Origin of the sequence: Brevundimonas sp. LjRoot202, from assembly GCF_964253355.1 — a bacterium.
Classification (GTDB): Bacteria; Pseudomonadota; Alphaproteobacteria; order Caulobacterales; family Caulobacteraceae; genus Brevundimonas.
This window is the reverse complement of record NZ_CAXUQW020000001.1, coordinates 661,385-681,601: the sequence shown is the minus strand read 5'-3', so window position 1 is coordinate 681,601 and position 20,217 is coordinate 661,385. Positions and strand designations below refer to the sequence as shown.

General features: G+C 69.0%; 20 protein-coding genes. 10 read left to right on the top strand and 10 right to left on the bottom strand.

Annotated elements, in window-relative coordinates; translation table 11 throughout:
* Positions 1-61: 61 nt before the first annotated feature.
* The 4 genes from ACSQ1L_RS03745 to purM form a co-directional block, all read right to left on the bottom strand.
* Positions 62-2,125, bottom strand: coding sequence for a M13 family metallopeptidase (locus tag ACSQ1L_RS03745; RefSeq protein ID WP_435992072.1), 2,064 nt, complete (start codon positions 2,123-2,125; stop codon positions 62-64).
* A 72-nt stretch (positions 2,126-2,197) separates the two neighbouring features.
* Positions 2,198-2,803, bottom strand: coding sequence for a phosphoribosylglycinamide formyltransferase (gene purN, locus ACSQ1L_RS03740; protein ID WP_435992070.1), 606 nt, complete (start codon positions 2,801-2,803; stop codon positions 2,198-2,200).
* On the bottom strand, positions 2,803-4,239 hold the full coding sequence (locus ACSQ1L_RS03735) for a M20/M25/M40 family metallo-hydrolase (protein WP_435992068.1): 1,437 nt from the start codon (positions 4,237-4,239) through the stop codon (positions 2,803-2,805). The genes purN and ACSQ1L_RS03735 overlap by 1 nt, the downstream gene beginning before the upstream one ends.
* A 27-nt stretch (positions 4,240-4,266) precedes the next feature.
* Positions 4,267-5,304 (bottom strand): phosphoribosylformylglycinamidine cyclo-ligase, encoded by a 1,038-nt coding sequence (gene purM, locus ACSQ1L_RS03730; protein ID WP_435992066.1) that lies wholly within the window; start codon positions 5,302-5,304, stop codon positions 4,267-4,269.
* An 80-nt stretch (positions 5,305-5,384) separates the two neighbouring features.
* Here purM and rnd point away from each other — a divergent pair, with 80 nt between their 5' ends.
* On the top strand, positions 5,385-6,533 hold the full coding sequence (gene rnd, locus ACSQ1L_RS03725) for a ribonuclease D (protein WP_435992065.1): 1,149 nt from the start codon (positions 5,385-5,387) through the stop codon (positions 6,531-6,533).
* Positions 6,534-6,619: 86 nt separating this feature from the next.
* Here the strand turns inward: rnd and ACSQ1L_RS03720 are convergent, their stop codons facing one another.
* A complete protein-coding gene (locus ACSQ1L_RS03720) occupies positions 6,620-7,084 on the bottom strand; it encodes a peptidylprolyl isomerase (protein ID WP_331030157.1) in 465 nt (154 codons plus the stop codon).
* A 66-nt stretch (positions 7,085-7,150) separates the two neighbouring features.
* Between ACSQ1L_RS03720 and ACSQ1L_RS03715 the strand changes: the two genes are divergently transcribed.
* Both ACSQ1L_RS03715 and ACSQ1L_RS03710 read left to right on the top strand, forming a co-directional pair.
* The gene (locus ACSQ1L_RS03715; RefSeq protein ID WP_435992062.1) at positions 7,151-7,861 is read left to right on the top strand and encodes an RlmE family RNA methyltransferase; all 711 of its coding nucleotides are present in this window, start codon (positions 7,151-7,153) and stop codon (positions 7,859-7,861) included.
* 43 nt (positions 7,862-7,904) lie between these two features.
* The gene (locus tag ACSQ1L_RS03710) at positions 7,905-8,708 is read left to right on the top strand and encodes a hypothetical protein (protein ID WP_435992060.1); all 804 of its coding nucleotides are present in this window, start codon (positions 7,905-7,907) and stop codon (positions 8,706-8,708) included.
* Here ACSQ1L_RS03710 and ACSQ1L_RS03705 read toward each other — a convergent pair.
* On the bottom strand, positions 8,705-9,259 hold the full coding sequence (locus tag ACSQ1L_RS03705; protein WP_435992058.1) for a DUF2061 domain-containing protein: 555 nt from the start codon (positions 9,257-9,259) through the stop codon (positions 8,705-8,707). The two genes, ACSQ1L_RS03710 and ACSQ1L_RS03705, sit on opposite strands and share 4 nt — an antisense overlap.
* 131 nt (positions 9,260-9,390) lie before the next feature.
* Here ACSQ1L_RS03705 and guaB point away from each other — a divergent pair, with 131 nt between their 5' ends.
* Genes guaB through guaA form a run of 5 tightly spaced genes read left to right on the top strand, consistent with a single transcriptional unit; the run spans position 9,391 to position 14,892 of the window.
* Positions 9,391-10,851, top strand: a complete 1,461-nt coding sequence (guaB, locus tag ACSQ1L_RS03700; protein WP_435992056.1) for an IMP dehydrogenase — start codon at positions 9,391-9,393, stop codon at positions 10,849-10,851.
* A gap of 17 nt (positions 10,852-10,868) precedes the next feature.
* Positions 10,869-11,267, top strand: a complete 399-nt coding sequence (locus tag ACSQ1L_RS03695; protein ID WP_435992054.1) for an MAPEG family protein — start codon at positions 10,869-10,871, stop codon at positions 11,265-11,267.
* A gap of 9 nt (positions 11,268-11,276) precedes the next feature.
* Positions 11,277-12,689, top strand: a complete 1,413-nt coding sequence (locus tag ACSQ1L_RS03690) for an RsmB/NOP family class I SAM-dependent RNA methyltransferase (protein ID WP_435992052.1) — start codon at positions 11,277-11,279, stop codon at positions 12,687-12,689.
* Positions 12,686-13,333 carry a 5'-methylthioadenosine/S-adenosylhomocysteine nucleosidase gene (locus tag ACSQ1L_RS03685; protein WP_435992050.1) on the top strand — a complete coding sequence of 216 codons (648 nt, stop codon included), beginning with the start codon at positions 12,686-12,688 and terminating at the stop codon, positions 13,331-13,333. Before ACSQ1L_RS03690 ends, ACSQ1L_RS03685 begins: the two co-directional genes overlap by 4 nt.
* Positions 13,330-14,892 (top strand): glutamine-hydrolyzing GMP synthase, encoded by a 1,563-nt coding sequence (gene guaA / locus ACSQ1L_RS03680; RefSeq protein WP_435992048.1) that lies wholly within the window; start codon positions 13,330-13,332, stop codon positions 14,890-14,892. The genes ACSQ1L_RS03685 and guaA overlap by 4 nt, the downstream gene beginning before the upstream one ends.
* Positions 14,893-14,911: 19 nt before the next feature.
* On the opposite strand, the gene ACSQ1L_RS03675 is transcribed toward guaA, so the two are convergent.
* Positions 14,912-16,354: an aldehyde dehydrogenase family protein gene (locus ACSQ1L_RS03675; protein WP_435992046.1), complete on the bottom strand. Its 1,443-nt coding sequence runs from the start codon at positions 16,352-16,354 to the stop codon at positions 14,912-14,914.
* 76 nt (positions 16,355-16,430) lie between these two features.
* Entirely contained in the window at positions 16,431-17,864 is a 1,434-nt protein-coding gene (locus ACSQ1L_RS03670; protein ID WP_435992044.1) for a sugar porter family MFS transporter, read from the bottom strand.
* Positions 17,865-17,982: 118 nt separating this feature from the next.
* Here ACSQ1L_RS03670 and ACSQ1L_RS03665 point away from each other — a divergent pair, with 118 nt between their 5' ends.
* Positions 17,983-18,579, top strand: coding sequence for a 2'-5' RNA ligase family protein (locus tag ACSQ1L_RS03665; RefSeq protein ID WP_435992042.1), 597 nt, complete (start codon positions 17,983-17,985; stop codon positions 18,577-18,579).
* Positions 18,580-18,585: 6 nt separating this feature from the next.
* Here the strand turns inward: ACSQ1L_RS03665 and ACSQ1L_RS03660 are convergent, their stop codons facing one another.
* Together ACSQ1L_RS03660 and ACSQ1L_RS03655 are read right to left on the bottom strand one after the other, a co-directional pair.
* Entirely contained in the window at positions 18,586-19,158 is a 573-nt protein-coding gene (locus ACSQ1L_RS03660; protein ID WP_435992040.1) for an NADPH-dependent FMN reductase, read from the bottom strand.
* A gap of 116 nt (positions 19,159-19,274) precedes the next feature.
* Positions 19,275-19,766, bottom strand: a complete 492-nt coding sequence (locus ACSQ1L_RS03655) for a VOC family protein (RefSeq protein ID WP_435992038.1) — start codon at positions 19,764-19,766, stop codon at positions 19,275-19,277.
* A gap of 102 nt (positions 19,767-19,868) precedes the next feature.
* On the opposite strand from ACSQ1L_RS03655, the gene ACSQ1L_RS03650 reads away from it, so the two are divergent.
* On the top strand, positions 19,869-20,216 hold the full coding sequence (locus ACSQ1L_RS03650) for an arsenate reductase (protein ID WP_435992036.1): 348 nt from the start codon (positions 19,869-19,871) through the stop codon (positions 20,214-20,216).
* Position 20,217: the final 1 nt, after the last annotated feature.

Here is a 20,217-nt window from a genome sequence, read left to right as displayed (position 1 = left end):
ATGAAAACGGCCCCGGCGAGCGATCGCCGGGGCCGTCATCATCTCCGCGGCGTTCGCGCGCCTACCAGATGCGGGCGCGCGCTTCCGGCGCGAGGTACTGCTCGTCGCCCGGCTGGACCCCGAACGCCTCGTACCAGGCGTCGATGTTCCGCACCGTGGCCCCGGCCCGATACTGGGCGGGCGAGTGCGGATCGACGGTGACCTGCTGGCGCAGGGCCTCGTCGCGGATGTTCTCGCGCCACACCTGGGCCCAGCCGAGGAACACCCGCTGGTCGCCGGTCAGGCCGTTGATCACCGGGGCCGCCTCGCCGTTCAGCGACAGGTGATAGGCGTCCAGCGCCAGCAGCAGGCCGCCGAGGTCGGCGATGTTCTCGCCCATGGTCAGGTCGCCGTTGACGGTCGCGCCCTCGAACGGGCTCAGCGCCGAATACTGGGCTCCCAGCACCTTGGCCCGCTCCTCGAACTTGGCGGCGTCCTCGGCGGTCCACCAGTCGCGCAGCACGCCGTCGCCGTCGACCTTGCGGCCCTGGTCGTCGAAGCCGTGGGTGATCTCGTGGCCGATGACCGCGCCGATGCCGCCGTAGTTCACGGCCGGATCGGCGTTCGGATCGAAGAACGGGGCCTGCAGGATCGCCGCCGGGAAGACGATCTCGTTGCGCGGCGGGTTGTAATAGGCGTTCACCGTCTGGGGCGTCATGCCCCATTCCAGCGGATCGACCGGCTTGTTCAGCTTGCCGAGGTTCCACGCCCATTCGAAGGCCGACGAGCGTTCGACGTTGCCGTACAGGTCGCCGGGCTCCAGCCGCAGGCCGTCATAGCTGCGCCACTGCTCCGGATAGCCGATCTTCACCCCGAAACGGCTCATCTTGTAGAGCGCCTGCTGGCGGGTCTCGGGGCTCATCCAGTCCAGCCCCTCGATGCGGGCGGTCATGGCGAGGCGCAGGTTCGCGACCAATTCCTCCATCTGGGCCTTGGACTCGGCCGGGAAGTGGCGGGCGACATATTCCTTGCCCAGCGACTCGCCGAGCGAGCCATCGACCAGTTGCACGCCCCGCTTCCACCGCGGACGGTTCTCGGGCTGGCCGTTCAGGACCTTGCCGAAGAAGTCGAAATTGGCGTCGACGAACGCCTGCGACAGATAGGGCGACGCCTGTTCGATGATGTGGAACGCCTGCCAGGACTGCAGGGTCTCGACCGGCGTCCCGGCGAAGACGGACGCCATGCCGGGGAAGGCCGTGTTGTTCATGGCGATCAGCGTCGGCGTGCTGTCGAGACCGGCGCCGCGCGCCCACGCGGTCCAGTCGAACCCCGGGGCCGTCGTGGTCAGGTCGGCGACCGTGGTCGGATTATACAGTTTCTCCAGCTGACGGCTCTCGACCTGGGTCCAGTGGTGTTCGGCGATACGGGTCTCGAAGGCGACGATGTCGGCCGCCGCCTGTTCCGCGTCAGGCCAGCCGGCCAGCGTCAGCGCCTGGGCCACATAGGCCTGGTAGCCTGCCTTCTGCTCGGCGAAGCTGGCTTCCAGATAATAGTCGCGGTCCGGCAGGCCGAGCCCGCCCTGGACGATGTAGGCGCTGTTCTTGTCCGGCTCCTTGAGGTCCTCGAACACCGCCGCGCCGAACAGGCTCGATCCGAAGCCGCCCTGGGTGCGGCCCATCAGTTCGGCGATTTTCTCATGGGTGTCGGCGGCGCGGACCTCGGCGAGGTCGGCCTGCAGCGGGCTCGCGGCGAGCGCATTCACCGCCGCCTCGTCCATGAAGCTGGCGTAGAAGGCGCCGATGCGGGCGGCCTCCGGGCTCGAAGTCGGGGCGGCCGCGCTCTCCTCGATGAGGGCCTTCAGATTGTCCTGGGAGCGGTCGTACAGCATGTCGAACACGCCGTAGGACGTCTTGTCGCCCGGGATCGGCGTGTCCCGCAGATAGACGCCGCTGGCGAAGCGGTTGAAGTCGTCGCCGGGCGCCACGGCGGTGTCCATGCCGGCGGCGTCGAAGCCGAACTCGCCGATTTCGGCCTGGGTCGTCGACGGAATCTCGACGATCGGCGGCGCGCTCTGGGCGGCGGCGGCTCCGGCCGCGAGCAGGAGAACAGCGCTGGCCGCGCAGGCCATGAGACGAAGTTTGAGCATGAGAGCCCCCGATTGAAATCCGGCGGCAACCTGACTCAAGCCACGAGCCCTGTCGCGGCGAAACACGCCAGATTACAAACTTCTCATCTGCGACCGGCAGAAGTCGGCCAGCGCCCGCGGATACAGCTGGTGTTCCGCCGTCAGCACCCGCTGGGCCAGCGAGGCCGGGGTGTCGTCCGCCAGCATCGGCACGGCCGCCTGCGCCAGCACCGGCCCCTCGTCGACGCCCTCGGTCACCAGATGGACGGTGCAGCCGGCCTCGACGTCGCCCGCCGCCAGCGCCCGGGCATGGGTGTCCAGTCCCGGGTATTTCGGCAGCAGGCTGGGATGGATGTTCAGCATCCGCCCCGTCCATCTCTGCACCAGCCACGGGGTCAGCAAACGCATATAGCCGGCCAGGGCCACCACCTCGATCCCGTGCTCCCCCAGCAACGCGTCGACCGCCCGTTCGTGCGCCTCGCGATCCTTGGCGAACACGCGATGGTCGACCGCCGCGACGGCGACGCCCTTCTCCCGCGCGATCGCCAGACCTCCGGCGTCGGGCCGGTTCGACAGCACCAGTGCGATCTCGAACGGGCAGTCGTCGGCACGCGCCGCGTCCACCAGCGCGGCCATGTTGGAGCCGGAGCCGGAAATCAGGACGGCGACGCGAACGCGGCCCGGAGGCAGGGTTGGCATCAGCGGGCCGGAGGGGCCGGGTCGCCGACCGAGACGAACGATCCGGACGGGCCCGGGAAGACCACCGGGCTCTCGTAGCCGTCGTCGGAGACGGCCGAAACGCCGAAGAAGTAGTCGTCGATGACCACGCCGGGGAGCACCATCCCGGTCGCCGGGCCGGCCCAGCGGCTATGGGTCCATTGCGGGGCCGTCGTCGACCGCCACCAGACGCGATAGCCCGCCGCGCCCGGGACCGCCTCCCACGCCAACGTGGTGTCCGGCTTGACCGCGCCCTCGATGGTCACGCCGAGCGGGGTGGCGGGCGCATTGGCCAGCGCCGCCATCGAAACGATGTTCAGCCGCGCCACCTGGCCGAGGTAGGCGAAGTCCACCCCCTCGATGGTGTCGCCGTAGTGGACGCCGTCCTCGACCCGCAGGTCCTGGTGCTGGCGGTCATAGTTCTCGGCGCCCTCGCTGATGCGCACGGCGGGGAAGCCGTGGCGCAGCATCTCGACCTGGTCGCCGCCGCGGCCGTAGCGATCGGTGCGATAGATCATCTCGACGTCGAAATTGGTCAGGTAGCGGTCGGCGATGGCGTCGATGAAGCGCGCCAGGTTCCGCGACGACGAATCGACCTCGCCGCCGTTGTAGCGACGGCGCTCGGCCTGGGCGGGGGTCTCCACGGTCTTGGTGCCCTCCGAGAAGACCCGCACCCGGGTGGTGTCCCGCACGCCCGACTGGCCTTCGGAGTTGCCCACGATGTCGTTGTTCAGATTGGCCTCGACCCGCCAGCCCTGCGCCTGGGCGTAGTCGGCCAGGATCTTGCCGCCCAGCAGGCCCTGCTCCTCGCCCGACAGGGCGGCATAGACCAGGGTGGCGTCGAACCGGTGCTTCGACAGCACCCGCGCCGCCTCCAGCACCGCGGCCACGCCCGAGGCGTCATCGTTGGCTCCCGGCGCGTCGTCGGTGAAATTCATCACGTCGGTGACGCGCGAGTCGATGTGGCCGGAGATGACGATGACCCGGTTCGGATCGCCCGTTCCGCGCTGGATGGCGACGATGTCGACCACCTCGGTCGGCGTCGGCACGCGGCGGCCGGTGACGGTGTCTGACGGGGTGACCACGGTCAGACAGCCGCCGCAGTCACGGCTGATGCCTTCGAATTGCTGCTGGGCCCAGCGCCGGGCGGCGCCGATGCCGCGCGTGTCCGACTGCGTCTCCGACAGGGTATGGCGGGTGCCAAAGCCGACCAGGGCCTCGATGTCGGCCCGCATCCGCTCGGGCCGGACCTCGCCCGCCACCTGGTGAAGCAGCACATGCTCGGACGGGGCGGGGGTCTGCGCCGCGGCGGAACCGGAGACCAGCAACAGCCCGGTCAGGGCGATCGACAGCGCGCGCATCGGCGACCTCATGATGTGGAAGGCGCGGACCTTGCCGGGGCGGAGGGCGACGGTCAATGCGCCGGCCTCGCCGCCCGGGCGGCTCTAGTCGGCGGCCAACTGCCCGCAGACGAAGGCGACCTCGCCGGCGTTCAGCAGGGCGGCCAGCACCGGCTCGGCGTTCTCCGGCGCGACGACCAGAATGAAGCCGACGCCGCAGTTGAAGGTCCGGCGCATCTCGTGATCCGAAACGCCGCCCGTCTCGCCCAGCCACTGGAACACCTGCGGCATCGGAATGGCGTCCCAGTCGAACTCGGCGTGCAGCCCCTCGGCGATGCAGCGCGGCGGGTTCTCGATCAGGCCGCCGCCGGTGATGTGGGCGGCGCCCTTGACCAGCCCCGCCTTCATCAGCGGCAGCACCGGCTTCACATAGATGCGGGTCGGTTCCATCAGCGCCTGGGCCAGGGTCCGGTCCTTGGCGAAGGGCGCGTCGTCGCCCCAGCCGAGGCCGGACTTCTCGACCACCTTGCGGATCAGCGAATAGCCGTTCGAGTGCGGACCCGAGGAGGCGAGCCCGATGATCACGTCGCCCGCCGCCTGCCGGTCCAGATACGGCAGGGCGTGGCCGCGCTCGACCGCGCCCAGCGAGAAGCCGGCCAGATCGTAGTCGCCTCCCGAATACATCCCCGGCATTTCGGCCGTCTCGCCGCCGACCAGCGCACAGCCGGCCTGGCGACAACCTTCGGCGATCCCGGCCACGACCCGCTTCGCCGCGTCGATCTCCAGCTTGCCGGTGGCGTAGTAGTCGAGGAACAGCAGCGGCTCGGCGCCTTGGGCCAGCAGATCGTTGACGCACATGGCGACCAGGTCGACGCCGACCCCGTCATGCCGTCCCGTCTCGATGGCGATCTTCAGCTTGGTGCCCACGCCGTCCGTCGTGGCGACGATCAGCGGGTCCTCGAACCCGGCCGCCTTGAGATCGAACAGCGCTCCGAATCCCCCCAGCGAAGCCTCGGCGCCGGGCCGGCGGGTCGATTTCGCCAGCGGCTTGATGGCGTCGACCAGCATCTCACCCGCGTCGATGTCCACGCCAGCGTCGGCGTAGGTGAGGCCGTTGCGCAGGCTTTCGGGGGTGTCGCTCATCGGTCACGGGCCTGAATCAGTGGGCGGATTTGTGCGGCGGCTCTTGCCACAACCGCGGTGCGCGGGGCTATAGCATCCCAATGACGCCGATCACCACCACCGAGGCATTGCGCGATTTCTGCGCCAGGCTCGCGAACCAGCCCTTCATCACGGTCGACACCGAGTTCATGCGGGAGACGACCTATTGGCCGCGCCTCTGCCTGATCCAGGCGGCCTCGGCCACGGACGCGGCCATCATCGATCCGATGGCCGACGGTCTCGATCTCGAACCCTTCCTCGACCTGCTGCGCGATCCGAAGATCATCAAGGTTTTCCACGCGGCGCGGCAGGACACCGAGATTTTCGTCAAACTGGGCGCCATGCCCAAGCCGATGTTCGACACCCAGGTCGCCGCCATGGCCGCCGGCTTCGGCGATCAGGTCTCCTATGAGGCGCTGGTCCGCCAGATGCTGCGTCAGGAGGTCGACAAGGGCAGCCGCTTCACCGACTGGGCCCGCCGGCCCCTGTCGGACGCCCAGCTGACCTACGCCCTCGGCGACGTCACCCACCTCGCCGCCCTCTATCCAAAGCTGCGCGACCGCCTGCAGAAGGAGGGGCGGCTCGACTGGGTCATGGCCGAGATGGAGGACCTGACCGATCCCGCCCTCTACGACACCAATCCCGAAAAGGCCTGGAAGCGGCTGAAGCCCAAGAAGTATTCGGCCAAATATCTCGCCGCCTTCGTCGCCACCGCCGTCTGGCGCGAGCGCGCGGCCCAGGAGCGTGACCAGCCCCGAGGCCGGATCCTCAAGGATGACGCGATCGACGAGATCGCGGCCCAAGGACCGACCGACGCCGAGGCGTTCAACCGCCTGCGCTCGGTGCCCAAGGGCTTCGGCGCCTCGCGTCTCGGCCTCGAACTCACCGCCGAACTCAAGCGGGTGCTGGCCGATCCGGAGGCTCACGCCCCCAAGCTGGAGCGCCCCGCCCACAACCAGCCGGCCCCGCCGTCGGTGGTCGAGCTGCTCAAGGTGCTGCTCAAGGCCAAGAGCGACAACGCCGGCGTCGCCACCAAGCTGATCGCCAATGTCGCCGATCTCGAGAAGATCGCCCTCAGCGACGATGCGGAGGTCGACGCCCTCCACGGCTGGCGCCGCCAGCTGTTCGGCGAGGACGCCCTGAAGCTCAAGCGTGGCGAGATCGCCCTGGTGCTGAACGGAGCCCGGGTCGAGGTCGTCGAGATCGAGTAGGGGGAGGCAGTAGGCAGTAGGCAGTAGGAAGGCCGCCGCCGACATGGATCGACTACTGCCTAACCCCTACTGCCTACTGCCTGGTTTCAGCCGACCGTCGCCTTGACGATCTTGCCCGGCGACCGGGGCGGCTCGCCCTTGGGCAGGGCGTCGACGTTGTCCATGCCCTCGATGACCTCGCCCCACACCGTGTACTGGCGGTCGAGGAAGGTGGCGTCGTCCAGGCAGATGAAGAACTGGCTGTTGGCGCTGTTGGGATCCGAGGTCCGGGCCATCGAGCAGACGCCGCGCACGTGCGGCTCGGCCGAGAATTCGGCCTTCAGGTTGGGCTTGCTCGAGCCCGAGGTGCCGGTGCCGGTCGGATCGCCGCCCTGGGCCATGAAGCCGGGGATGACGCGGTGGAAGACCACGCCGTCGTAGAAGCCCTCTTTCGCCAGCTCGGTGATGCGGGCCACGTGGCCGGGGGCGAGGTCGGGGCGCAGCTTGATGACCACGTCGCGGGCTTCGCCGTCGCCGGTGTCGAGAGTGAAGGTCAGGGTTTCGTCGGCCATCGGCGCGCTCCTTTGAAATGTCGCGGGGTCATAGCCCGTGAACGCGGTCGGGGCTATGGGAGAGGCATGAGCGACGACGAAAAGCCCGCTGAACGCCGCCGCATGGTCCGCCCGCCCTCCGGCGGGACCGCGGCTGGCCGCGGCATGGGCACGAAGATGAAGACGGCGGACACCAAGTCGATGTCCAGCCAGCAGTGGATCAAGCGCCAGCTGTCCGACAAATGGTCCGAGCGCGCCCGCGCCGAGGGCTGGCGCAGCCGCGCGGCCTTCAAGCTGCTTGAGATCGACGACCGCTTCCACCTGATCCGGCAGGGCAGCCGCGTCATCGATCTCGGCGCCGCCCCCGGCGGCTGGATCCAGGTGGCGCTGAAGCGTGGTGCGACCTCCGTGGTCGGCGTCGACCTGCTGCCGATCGAGCCAATCCCCGGCGCGACCCTGATCCAGGCGGACTTCACGCAGCCCGGCGTGGACCAGCAGATGATGGACCTGCTGGGCGGCGCGCCCGACCTCGTCCTGTCCGACATGGCACACAACACCGTCGGCCACCGCCAGACCGATCACCTGAAGATCATCGCCCTGATCGAGATCGCCGCCGACTTCGCCATCCGCACGCTGAAGCCGGGCGGGCATTTCGTGTCGAAGAATTTCCAGGGCGGCGACGCGGGCGGCGTGCTGGCGCGGCTGCGGGCCGAGTTCGAGACGGTGAAGTACGTCAAGCCAGAGTCGAGCCGCAAGGACAGCGCCGAGGTCTTCCTCGTGGCCCTGAACAAGCGCTAGATGAGGCCGTTGGGCCGCACGCCACGAGGAACAAAGAGCCAGAATGCGTCCTGAGCTGCTGCTCTGTGTCGGTCTGATCGCCAGCGCTTCGCCGGCGGCCGCCCAGGAAGTGCGCGATTACGGCACGACGATGCGAGGCCGCCTCGGGAGGGACCCGATCGCCACGAACGCCGCCCAGGAAGCCGTCGACCGGGCGGGAGTCTCTTGCCGTGTGACCAACGGGGTCCTGAGGGGGCGAGACGCGGACGGCGCGACCCACTACGAGGTGGCCTGCGCCGATGCGCCGGGCTACGTCGTCATCGGCGGACCGACCTATCGGGCGATCAACTGTCTGGCTATCGCGGAACGCGGGCGAGGATCGGGATCGTGCCGGCTCAGGGAGAACGCGGACACGCGGCGACACTATGCCCGGATCGCGGCTTCGGCCGGCGTCGACTGTGTCGTGCAGGAGGGCCGGATAACGGGCGTCAACCCCCGGCAGGACTTCATCTATGAGATCGGTTGCGTGGGCCCCTCGGGATACTGGCTCGAACCGTCCGCAGATGGTTGGCTCGTCACCGATTGCCTGATCGTGTCGTCGCAAGGCGGCGAATGTCGCCTGACGTCGCGCCGCGAGGACAGGGAGGCGTTTCAATCCCGGCTGACCGGGACTGAACTCGCCGGCTGCCATGTCGCCGAGGTTCGCGCGATGGGCCGGGGATCGAACGGAAGCTATTTCGAGGTGGGCTGTGGTTCACGAGAGAATGTGGTGGCTCGATTCGACCCGCCGGACGTCTTTCAGGAGGTGATTCCCTGCGCCGAGGCCGGCTCGATAGGGGGTGGTTGCCGGCGGACGTCCACGCCCTAGGCCGAGGCCAGTTTCGCCGCCTGCCTTGCCTTGCGGGCCTCGATGCGCGTCCACACCCGGTCATGAACGGTGAAGAACACCGTCTGCACCAGCGGCTCAATGATGCCGATGGCCAGCGCCGTGCGCCAGTTCTGGGTCAGGGCGTAGGCCACCGTGACGGCCACCGCGAAATGCATCAGGCAATAGGTGACCGTCTTCAGCGCCACCTGTTTGAACGAGCGGGGCAGGGCGTGGCTGTGGCCGTGGTGGCCATGGCCGTGGGCCCGGGTCTGCTCCTCGGGCCGCATGACCTCCAGGCGGGCGGTGACCGCCTCGGCCGCCTCCTCCACGCCCGACAGCATGCCGCGGTGCTCGATGCGGTGCCAGACGCGGTCGTGGATCGAATAGGCGATGGTCTGGAAGAAGGGTTCGACCACGCCGACCGCCAGCGCCAGCCGCCAATCGCGCGTGATGGCGAAGGCGACGAGAATCGCCACCACCAGGTGCATCACGCCATAGCTCGCGATCTTGAGCGCAAGTCGGCGGGCGGTGCTGATCAACAGTCGAACCATTCGTCTCCCAGATGTGGGGCCGGCGCCGCATCCGGCAAGGCAATTGTTCTTATCGTCATCATAGGACCGGGCGGCCCTTGCGGTTCCCCGCCTTCCACCGCTATACGCGGCCCGCAAAACGGAGACTCCTCATGGAGATACGCGAAGGGCTCACCTTCGACGATGTTTTGCTGGAACCCGGCCCGTCCGAGATCATGCCCGCCGACGCGGACGTCTCGACGAAGCTCACCCGCGACATCAGGCTGAACATCCCGCTGACCTCGTCCGCCATGGACACGGTCACCGAAAGCCGCCTCGCCATCGCCATGGCCCAGGCCGGCGGCCTCGGCGTGCTCCACCGCAACATGACGGTCGAGGAACAGGCCGATCAGGTCCGCGAGGTGAAGCGCTACGAGAGCGGCATGGTCATCAATCCGGTGACCATAACGCCGCAGACCACTCTTGGCGAAATCCGCGACATCCGCGCCAGGAAGAAGATCAGCGGCTTCCCGGTCGTCGATCCGGCCTCGGGCAAGCTGGTCGGCATCCTGACCAACCGCGACATGCGTTTCGACACCGATCCGAACCGCAAGGCCGCCGAGTTGATGACCTCGGGCGACCTGATCACCGTGCGCGAGGGCGCCGGGCGCGACGAGGCGCTGGCCCTGCTGCGCGACCGCAAGATCGAGCGCGTCATCGTCGTCGACGAGGCCTATCGGGCCACTGGTCTGATCACGATGAAGGACATCGAGAAGGCCCAGGCTCACCCCCACGCCGCCAAGGACGATCAGGGCCGCCTGCTGGTCGGCGCCGCCTCCACCGTCGGCGACGCGGGCTACGAGCGCTCCATGGCCCTGGCCGAGGCCGGGGTGGATGTGGTGGTGATCGACACCGCCCACGGCCATTCGATCCAGGTCGCCCAGGTGGTCGAGCGCATCAAGCGCGAGTCCAACCGCATCCAGATCATCGCCGGCAACGTCGCCACCTATGACGCCGCCCGCGCCCTGATCGACGCGGGCGCCGACGCCGTGAAGGTCGGCATCGGGCCGGGCAGCATCTGCACCACCCGCATCGTCGCGGGCGTCGGCGTGCCCCAGCTGACCGCCGTCATGGAGGCCGTCCGGGCCGCCCGCGACAGCGGCGCCCCGGTCATCGCCGACGGCGGCATCAAATATTCGGGCGACCTGGCCAAGGCCATCGCGGCCGGGGCCTCGGCCGCCATGATGGGTTCGATGTTCGCCGGCACCGACGAAAGCCCGGGCGAGGTCTTCCTGTACCAGGGCCGGTCCTACAAGTCCTACCGGGGCATGGGCTCGGTCGGGGCCATGGCCCGCGGTTCGGCCGACCGCTACTTCCAGAAGGAAGTCTCGGACCAGATGAAACTGGTGCCCGAAGGCATCGAGGGCCAGACCCCCTACAAGGGGCCGATCGCCCCGGTGCTGCACCAGATGGTCGGGGGGCTGCGCGCCGCCATGGGCTATGTCGGCGCCGCCACCATCGCCGACTTCCAGGAGCGCGCCCGCTTCGTGCGCATCACCGGGGCCGGCCTGCGGGAGAGCCACGTTCACGACGTGATGATCACGCGCGAGGCGCCGAACTACCGGCAGGGCTGAGACGGGGAGAGCTGGCCATGGATATGACGCCCGAGTTCATTCTGCTGGCTCTCACCCTGATCCTGGCGCTGGTCCAGATCGGTGCGGCGGCCGTGGCCCGGACGGCGGAGCTCGGCGTCAAATGGAACGCCGGCCCGCGCGACGTCGTATCGCCGCCGCCCGGCAAGGTCGCCGGCCGGCTGATGCGGGCCCAGGCCAATCTGTTCGAGACCCTGCCGATCTTCGCCGCCGCCGTGATCATGGCGCATATCGCCGGTAAGGACGGGGCGCTGACCGCCCTCGGGGCGCACCTCTACTTCTTCGGGCGGCTGGTCTACCTGCCGCTCTACGCCTTCGGCGTGCCTTACGTCCGCTCGCTGGCCTGGCTCGCCGCCGCCGCCGGGCTGGTGATGGTCATCGCCGCCCTGTTCCTTTGAAAGCCTGACTTGACCCCAGCCGCCCGCCTCGCCGCCGCCGCCTCCGTTCTCGACAGCATCGCCCAGGGGCGAGCCCCCGCCGAGGTCGTGCTCAAGGCATGGGGCGCCGCCAACCGCTACGCGGGCTCCAAGGACCGCCGCGCCGTCGCCGACCGCGTCTACCGCGTGCTGCGCGCCCGCGGCCGGCTGGTCTGGGCCATGGGCGGCCGCGAGGACGGCCGGGCGCTGGTGATAGGCTCGCTGGCCCTGATCGACGGCCTGTCACTGGAGGAGATCGAGGCCCTGCACGCCGGCGAGGGCTACGGCCCCCGTCCGCTCTCCAAGCAGGAACGCGCCCGCATCACGGCGGGTGAGGGCGACCTGCCCGGCTGGGTCGCCGCCGGCCTGCCCGAGTTCGTCGTCGAGGACTTCAAGGCGACCTTCGGCGACCGGTGGAGCGAGGAGGCCCGGGAGCTGATGGCCCCGCGCGCGCCGATCGACCTGCGCATCAACACGGCGAAAGCACCGGTGGACGCCGTCGCCGCCGAACTGACCGCCGCCGGCCTCGCGCCCGAGCCGACGCCCTGGTCGGCCCGCGGCCTGCGTCTGTCGTCGGAACCGCCGCCCAACGTGCAGGCGCTCGAAGCCTTCAAGGCGGGCCGGATCGAGATCCAGGACGAAGGCAGCCAGATCGTCACATGGCTCGCCGGTTCGGGCCTCGACTTCACGCCTGAGAGCATCGTCGTCGACTATTGCGCCGGCGGCGGCGGCAAGACGCTGGCGCTGGCCGCGCAGGGTCTGGCGGACGCTGATCCCTCGATGGTCCGCGCACCGAAACCCGCCGGCTGGTCGCCCACCGGCGAGGACGAGGCCGCCGCCCGCCGGGCCGCGCCGCTCGCCGCCGGCATGCGGCTGATCGCTTGCGACGTCGTCCAGAAGCGGCTCGACAACATCCGCCCGCGCCTGGAGCGCGCCGGCGTCGCCGCCGACCTGCGCCTGATCGGCCAGAACGGCGGCGGGGTCGAGGAATTCAACGGCAAGGTCGATCTCGTCTTCGTCGATGCGCCGTGCAGCGGTTCCGGGACCTGGCGCCGCCGCCCGGAGGACGCCTGGCGGCTCAAGCCCGACGAGGTCGAGCGCCTGCATGCCCTGCAACTCCGCATCCTCGCCCAGGCCGTGGCGCTGGTGAAGCCGGGGGGCCGTCTGGCCTACGTCACCTGCTCCATGCTGACGCGGGAGAACGAGGCCACCGCCGACGCCTTCGAGGCCGCTCACCCGAACTTCGCGGCCCTGCCTGTCGCCACCCTGCTGGACGCCGCGACCCTGACCAACGCCGCCCGCGAGCGTCTGGCGGCCAACGCCGTTGGCCACCGTCTGCGCCTGTCGCCCGCCTCGACCAACACCGACGGCTTCTTCCTCGCCCTCTACGAGCGGCGGGCGTGAGCCGCGCCTGGGCCCTTTCCCGCTTCGGTCCGAAGACCGTCCTGTGCGTCATGGCTGCAGAGCCGGAGTACGGCCCGGCCCTGAAGGCGCGCATCCAGCCGCTGATCACCGGCGTCGGTCCGGTGGAAGCCGCCGCGGCGGTGAGCCACGCGCTGGCCGACCTGCGAGCCGAGGGCTGCTTGCCGGACATGGTCGTTTCGCTCGGCTCAGCGGGTTCGCGAACGCTGGACCACGCCCGCGTCTATCGGATCTCGCACGTCAGCTACCGCGACATGGACGCCAGCGTCCTGGGCTTTCCACGCGGCGAGACGCCATATCCGCGCCTGCCCGCCGTCCTGCCGCTGGCGGACGCCCCCGCCTCCCTGCCGTCAGCCCGGCTGGCGACAGGCGGCAGCGTGGTCTCCGGCGCCGCCTATGACGCCGTGGACGCCGACATGGTCGACATGGAGACCTTCGCCGTGGTCCGCGCCGCCGCCCGGTTCGGCGTGCCGGTGCTCGGCCTGCGCGGCGTCAGCGACGGCCGGACCGATCTGAGCGCCCTCGAGCACTGGACCGACGCCCTGGCGGAGGTCGACCAGCGACTGGCCGAAGCGCTCGACCTGTTGCATGACCATTTCACGCCTGCCGCCACGGAGCCCGCATGACCGCCCCCGCTGATCACCAGAAGGTCCTGATCGTCGACTTCGGCAGCCAGGTGACCCAGTTGATCGCCCGCCGCCTGCGCGAGGCCAACGTCTATTGCGAGATCCATCCCTTCGACAAAGCCGAGGCGGTGGTCGATGTGCTGAAGCCGCAGGCCATCATCCTGTCCGGCGGTCCCGCCAGCGTGCTGGAGCCTGACAGCCCGCGCATCGGGCGCAAGCTGTTCGACCTCGGCCTGCCGATGCTGGCGATCTGCTACGGCCAGCAGCTGCTGTGCGACGTGCTGGGCGGCAAGGTCGAGGGCGGCCATCACCGCGAGTTCGGCCGCGCCGAGATCGTCATCGCCGAGGAGACGCCGCTGTTCGCCGGCATCGGCGCCGTCGATCATCGCGAGCCGGTGTGGATGAGCCATGGCGACCGGGTCGCCGCCATCCCCGAGGGCTTCAAGGTCGTCGCCACCTCGGCCGGGGCTCCGTTCGCGGCCATCGCGGACGAGGCGCGGAAAATCTACGCCGTCCAATTCCACCCCGAGGTCCACCACACCCCGCGTGGGACCGAGATCTACCGCAACTTCCTGTTCGGCATCGCCGGGCTGAAGGGCGACTGGACCATGGCGGCCTACCGCGACGAGAAGATCGCCCAGATCCGCGAACAGGTCGGCCCGGCGAAGGTCATCTGCGGCCTGTCCGGCGGCGTCGATTCCTCGGTCGCTGCGGTGCTGATTCACGAAGCCATCGGCGACCAGCTCACCTGCGTCTTCGTCGACACCGGTCTGCTGCGCAAGGACGAGGCCGAACAGGTCACCACCTTGTTCCGTGAGCACTACAACATTCCGCTGGTGCACGTTGATGCGTCGAAGGAATTCCTCGGGCAACTGGCCGGCGTCTCGGACCCCGAGACCAAGCGCAAGACCATCGGCCGCGTCTTCATCGAAATCTTCGACCGCGAGGCCCACAAGATCGAGGGGGCGGAATTCCTCGCCCAGGGCACCCTCTATCCCGACGTCATCGAGAGCGTCTCGGCCTCGGGCGGTCCCTCGGCGGTGATCAAGAGCCACCACAACGTCGGCGGCCTGCCCGACTTTATGAAGCTGAAGCTGGTCGAGCCGCTGCGCGAACTGTTCAAGGACGAGGTCCGCGCCCTGGGCCGTGAACTGGGCCTGACGGACGCCTTCGTGGGGCGTCACCCGTTCCCCGGGCCCGGCCTGGCCATCCGCATCCCCGGCGAAATCACGCCCGAAGCCGTCGAGACCTTGCAGCAGGCCGACGCCATCTACCTCGAGGAAATCCGCAAGGCCGGCCTGTACGACCAGATCTGGCAGGCCTTCGCTGTCCTGCTGCCGGTCAAGACCGTCGGCGTCATGGGCGACGCCCGCACCTATGAGAAGGTGCTGGCCCTGCGCGCAGTCACCTCCACGGACGGCATGACCGCCGACTTCTTCGAATTCCCGTGGGACGTGCTCGGCAAGACCGCCACCCGCATCGTCAACGAGGTGAGGGGGGTCAACCGGGTCGTCTACGACGTGACCTCGAAGCCGCCCGGCACCATCGAGTGGGAATGACGGGCGGCCAGGGCGGCGCTCAGCTCCAGCTGTAGGCGGTCTTGGTCTGGGTGAAGAACTCCACCGCCGCGAAGCCCTGCTCGCGCGCACCGTAGCTGGATGATTTCGAACCGCCGAACGGGACGTGATAGTCGACCCCGGCCGTCGGCAGGTTGACCATGGTCATCCCCGCCTTCGCGCGCCTCTGGAAGTCCCGGGCGTGCTTCAGAGAACGGGTGACGATCCCCGCCGACAGGCCGAACTCCACCCCGTTGGCGACGGCCAGCGCCTCTTCATAGTCCTTCACCCGGATGGTCGAGGCGACCGGGCCGAAGACCTCCTCCGTGTTGATGCGCATCGCGGCGTCGGTGTCGGCGATCAGGGTCGGCTGGACGTACCAGCCGGGCTTGTCCAGCTTCAACCGCTGGCCGCCGGTGACCAGACGCCCGCCGGCCTCCCGGGCGATGTCGATGTACCGGTAGCTGGTCTCCATCTGATCCTCCGAGACCGCCGGGCCCATCTGGGTGTCGGGGTCGAGGGCGTCACCGACGCGCAGCGCCGCCACCTTCTCCGCCAGGGCGGCGACGAAGCGGTCATGGACGCCGTCCTGCACGATCAACCGGCTGGAGGCGGTGCAGCGCTGTCCGGTGGCGAAGAAGGAGCCGTCCAGCGCGATCTGGACCGCCCGCTCCAGATCGGCGTCGTCCAGCACGATCAGCGGGTTCTTGCCGCCCATCTCCAGCTGCACCCGGGCCTGCCGCTTGACCGCGCCCAGCGCCACGCCCGCGCCGACGCCCTGCGAGCCGGTGAAGGAGACGCCGTCCACGTCCCGGTGGTCGACGATGGCCTGGCCGACGCCGCCGCGGCCGATGACCAGGTTCATCACACCCTTCGGAAGCCCCGCCTCGTGCAGGATGGCCACCAGCGCCTCGGCGGTCGCAGGCGTCGGGCCGGCCGGCTTCATCACCACCGTATTGCCGAAGGCCAGCGCCGGGGCCGCCTTCCACGCCGGGATGGCGATCGGGAAGTTCCACGGCGTGATCAGGCCGAACACGCCGACCGCCTGGCGGTAGGTCTGAATCTCGACGCCCGGCCGCACGGAGGCCAGGTTCTGGCCGTGGATGCGCAGCGCCTCGCCGGCGAAATATTTGAGAATGCGGCCGGCCCGCACGGTCTCGCCGATCCCCTCCGGCAGGGTCTTGCCCTCTTCGCGCGACAGCAGCCGGCCCAGTGACTCCCGTCGCTCCATGACCAGCGTCCCGGCCCTGTCGAGGATGTCCGAGCGCACCTCGGGCGAGGCCTCGGACCAGGCCGGGAAGGCCGCCTTGGCCGCCGCCACCGCCGCGTTGACCTCGTCCACGCCGCCGTCCGGGGTGCGGGCCACGAGATCGCGGGTGTCCGACGGGTTCAGGCTTTCCGAGGGCCGGTCGGCCGGGACCATCTCGCCGTTGATCCAGTGGGACAGTTCGATGGTGTCGGTCATGGCCGGTCCTCAACAGTGACACGGGCGGCGAGGGCGCGCCGCCCGTGAAGGTGGATAGGGGATGACGCGCGCGCGGTCAGCCCGTCATGTCTTCCAGTTCGCGCCCGCGCGTCTCCCGAATCCAGGCCTGGACCAGGAAGTAGGAGACGAAGGCGCTGACGGCGTAGAAGCCGTAGGTGACGGTCAGGCCCAGCCCCGCGGCCATGGCCGGGAAGCTGACCGAGATGCCGAAGTTGGCCATCCACTGGGCGAAGCCGGCCACGGCCAGCGCCGAACCGCGCATCTGGTTCGGGAACATCTCGCCCAACATGACCCACATCACCGGGCCCCAGCTGAAGTTGAAGAACACCACATAGGCGTTGGCCGCGACCAGGGCGATCAAGCCGATCTGGCCGGGCAGGTGAGGGGCGCCGTCGATGACCTGGGCCTGCGAGAAACACCAGGCCATGACCGCCAGCGTCAGCGCCATCCCGGCCGAGCCGATCAGCAGCAGCGGCTTGCGGCCGATCTTGTCGATCAGACCGATGGCCGCCAGGCAGGCCGCGATGGAGAGCACGCCGGACAGGATGTTGATCTGAAGGGCGTCGTTCTCGGAGAAGCCGACCGACTGCCAGAGCACGGCGCCGTAGTAGAAGACGATGTTGATGCCGACCAGCTGCTGGAACATCGCCAGGATCAGACCGGCCCAGACGATCGGGCGCACCTTGCGGGTGATCGGGTCCAGCAGGTCGGCCAGTTTGGGCTTGTGGTCCCGGGCCAGCGACTCGCGAATCTCGACCACCTTGCGGCGGGCGGCGTCGGCGCCGAACAGGCGGGTCAGCACGGCCTCGGCCTGCGCCTCCCGGCCCTTGACCACGAGGAAGCGCGGGCTCTCCGGGATCAGCAGCAGGGCCAGCAAATAGATCGCCGCGGGGATGACCTGCAGCCAGAACATCCAGCGCCAGGCGGGGAAGCCCATCCAGAACTCGGCGGTCGAGCCCCCGGCGGTCGCCGCCAGGGCGTAGTTGGCCACGAAGGCGCCGGTCAGGCCGATGATGATCATGATCTGCTGCACGCTGGACAGGCGGCCGCGGATCGAGGCGGGCGTGACCTCCGAGATGTAGGCCGGGGCCAGGATGCTGGCCGCCCCGACGCCGAGGCCGCCGATGAAGCGGGCGAGGATGAAATGCATCGAACTGTCGGCCGCTCCCGCCCACAGGGCGCTGATGATGAACATCGCGGCGGCGATCAGCATGACCGTCTTGCGCCCGATCAGGTCCGACAGCCGTCCGGCCACGAACGCGCCGGCGGCGCAGCCCAGCAGGATGGCGCCGACGTTGAAGCCGGTGCCGAGCGCCGACAGGTTGAAGGCCCCCTCCAGCCCGTCCTGGGTGCCGTTGATGACTCCCGAATCATAGCCGAACATGAAGCCGCCGATGGTCGCCACCGCGACGATCAGGGCGATGAAGCCGAAATTGACCCTGTCCGCGCCGGCCGTGTCCGGCCCCGCCGCCCCCGTTGGTCCCGCCATCCTGTCCTCCCTATGGGCGCTCCCGGCCCGATCTGCGGATCGTCCAGCATCTTCCGCCGGCGTCCAGCGTCATACATGACACGAGAATCGCTGCTTGATGCGAACGGGAGACGATCGAATGGGAATGGGTTCGGAACAACTGGGCTTCGAAGGCTTCGCCAGCGCCGAGCCGACCGACCGCCTGTTCTTCGCCGTCATGCCCGACCCCCGCGCGGCCGAGGCCATTGCGCAGACGGCTGACCGGTCGCGGCGGATGCACGCGATCTCCGCGGCGCCGCTGCGCACCGACCGGTTTCACGTCACCCTGATCCACATCGGAGACTTCGCCGGACTGCCCCGCGGCGTGGTGGCGGATACCCTGCGGGTCGGGGAGGACACGGCGGCCCCGCCGTTCGAGGTGACCTTCGACCGGGCCGCCAGTTTTTCCGGCGCGGCGCAAAGGAAGCCATTTGTGCTGCAGGGCGGCGAGGGCCTGGACGACCTGCGGGCCTTCCGGCGTTCGCTCTGGGATCGACTCATCCGCGCCGGCGTGAAGCCCTTGTCACGGATCGAGTTCAACCCGCACGTGACGCTGCTTTATCATCCGGCGAGCATCGCCGGGCAGCCCGTCGAACCGGTCCGCTGGACGGTCGACGAACTCCTCCTGATCCACAGCGAGCTGGGCCGGACGAAATACAACGTGCTCGGACGCTGGCCCCTGATCGCCGGGCGTTGAGGGCCCTCACTCTTCGCGCGGCAGGACCGTCAGAACCCGGGCGATGAAGGTGTGGAACTCCTCCATATAGGTTCGCAGGAATTCCTCGGTCGACCCCACGGTGACCTCGCCATCGTCGGTGATCAGCCCGGGAGTGAACTGGATATAGGCCTCGGGCGCGTTCATCTGGGGCGCGTTGAGGAAGCCCAGCACGCTGCGCAGGCTCTGCTGGGCCACGGCGGTCCCGATGGCGCCCGGAGAGGTCCCGATCACCGCCGACGGCTTGCGCGCGAAAGCATTGGTTCCGTACGGCCGGCTGGCCCAGTCGATGGCGTTCTTGAGGCCGCCGGGGATCGACCGGTTGTACTCCGGCGTCACGAACAGCACCGCGTCGGACCGCTTGATCGCGGCCTTGAAGGCGCGGGCCTCGGGCGGATAGTCGGCGTCGTAGTCGTAGCTGTAGATGGGCAGCTCCCCGAACGAGATCTCATGGAACTCCAGGGTTTCGGGGGCCAGCCGGATCAGGGCCTTGGCCAGTTTCCGGTTGATCGAGTCCCTGGCCAGGCTGCCGATCAGGTATCCGACCGTAAAGGTGGTCATGGCGTCATCCCTTGCGCACGAGCGAAACAACCGGAACGCCACCGCGCCTGTGACTGTTCCTCGCGGCGGGGATGATGGAATCCGGCTCCGATCGACGCCGACCGGGGCCGGACCCTTTAGCCTCTCGCTGCGGCTTCGAGCGCCGCGACGTTGAGCCGCTTCATGTTCATCATGGCGTCGAACACCCGCTTGACCACGGCCGGATCGGGGTCGGCCAGCAGCCGGGGCAGGGCATAGGGCACGATCTGCCACGACAGTCCGTAGCGGTCCTTGACCCAGCCGCACTGCTCCGACTCGGGCACGGCGGACAGGGCTTCGGTCAGCCGGTCCACCTCGGCCTGGTCCTCGCAGTCGATCTGCAGCGATATGGCCTCATTGAACTTGAACATCGGCCCGCCGTTCAGGCCGGTGTAGCGGCTGCCGGCGAGGGTGAACTCGACCACAAGCACGTCTCCGGCCTTGCCGCTGGGATAGTCGCTCGGCGAGCGGACGACCGAGTCGATGCGGGAGTCCGGCAGCAACGAGACATAGAAGTTTGCGGCTTCCTCGGCTTCCTTGTCGAACCAGAGGCAGGGAACGACTTTCTGACGTGGGGGGAGGGCAGTCATGGCGGTCTCCTGTTGTTGACCGCTCCACAATATTAAACTGATCGGTTAAATGCAAGCGCCTGGCGCCTTGCGGTCGCGGGGGCGGCTGGGCAAACAGACGCCATGACCCATACCCTCTACGGCATCCCCAACTGCGACACGGTGAAGAAGGCCCGCGTCTGGCTGGACCAGCGCGGCGTCGCCTTCGCCTTCCACGACTACAAGAAGGCCGGGATCGACCGCGCGCGGCTGGAGGACTGGGTGGCGGAACACGGCTGGCAGACGGTGCTGAACCGCGCCGGCACGACGTTCCGGGCCCTGCCCGAGGCGGACAAGGCGGACCTGACGGCCGACAAGGCCATCACCCTGATGCTGGCCCAGCCGTCGATGATCAAACGCCCGGTGCTGGATCTGGGCGACCGGACCCTAGTCGGCTTCAAGCCGGAGCTTTACGAGACGGCGGTCGGCTGAC

Bases quoted from the DNA above. Each gene is read 5' to 3' on its own strand.
- guaB (WP_435992056.1), top strand. From the start codon at position 9,391: ATGGAGATACGCGAAGGGCTCACCTTCGACGATGTTTTGCTGGAACCC.
- ACSQ1L_RS03660 (WP_435992040.1), bottom strand. From the start codon at position 19,158: ATGACCACCTTTACGGTCGGATACCTGATCGGCAGCCTGGCCAGGGAC.
- ACSQ1L_RS03650 (WP_435992036.1), top strand. From the start codon at position 19,869: ATGACCCATACCCTCTACGGCATCCCCAACTGCGACACGGTGAAGAAG.
- ACSQ1L_RS03715 (WP_435992062.1), top strand. From the start codon at position 7,151: ATGAGCGACGACGAAAAGCCCGCTGAACGCCGCCGCATGGTCCGCCCG.
- ACSQ1L_RS03655 (WP_435992038.1), bottom strand. From the start codon at position 19,766: ATGACTGCCCTCCCCCCACGTCAGAAAGTCGTTCCCTGCCTCTGGTTC.
- ACSQ1L_RS03675 (WP_435992046.1), bottom strand. From the start codon at position 16,354: ATGACCGACACCATCGAACTGTCCCACTGGATCAACGGCGAGATGGTC.
- ACSQ1L_RS03720 (WP_331030157.1), bottom strand. From the start codon at position 7,084: ATGGCCGACGAAACCCTGACCTTCACTCTCGACACCGGCGACGGCGAA.
- ACSQ1L_RS03745 (WP_435992072.1), bottom strand. From the start codon at position 2,125: ATGCTCAAACTTCGTCTCATGGCCTGCGCGGCCAGCGCTGTTCTCCTG.
- rnd (WP_435992065.1), top strand. From the start codon at position 5,385: ATGACGCCGATCACCACCACCGAGGCATTGCGCGATTTCTGCGCCAGG.
- ACSQ1L_RS03705 (WP_435992058.1), bottom strand. From the start codon at position 9,259: ATGGTTCGACTGTTGATCAGCACCGCCCGCCGACTTGCGCTCAAGATC.
- purM (WP_435992066.1), bottom strand. From the start codon at position 5,304: ATGAGCGACACCCCCGAAAGCCTGCGCAACGGCCTCACCTACGCCGAC.
- ACSQ1L_RS03710 (WP_435992060.1), top strand. From the start codon at position 7,905: ATGCGTCCTGAGCTGCTGCTCTGTGTCGGTCTGATCGCCAGCGCTTCG.
- guaA (WP_435992048.1), top strand. From the start codon at position 13,330: ATGACCGCCCCCGCTGATCACCAGAAGGTCCTGATCGTCGACTTCGGC.
- ACSQ1L_RS03665 (WP_435992042.1), top strand. From the start codon at position 17,983: ATGGGAATGGGTTCGGAACAACTGGGCTTCGAAGGCTTCGCCAGCGCC.
- purN (WP_435992070.1), bottom strand. From the start codon at position 2,803: ATGCCAACCCTGCCTCCGGGCCGCGTTCGCGTCGCCGTCCTGATTTCC.
- ACSQ1L_RS03670 (WP_435992044.1), bottom strand. From the start codon at position 17,864: ATGGCGGGACCAACGGGGGCGGCGGGGCCGGACACGGCCGGCGCGGAC.
- ACSQ1L_RS03695 (WP_435992054.1), top strand. From the start codon at position 10,869: ATGGATATGACGCCCGAGTTCATTCTGCTGGCTCTCACCCTGATCCTG.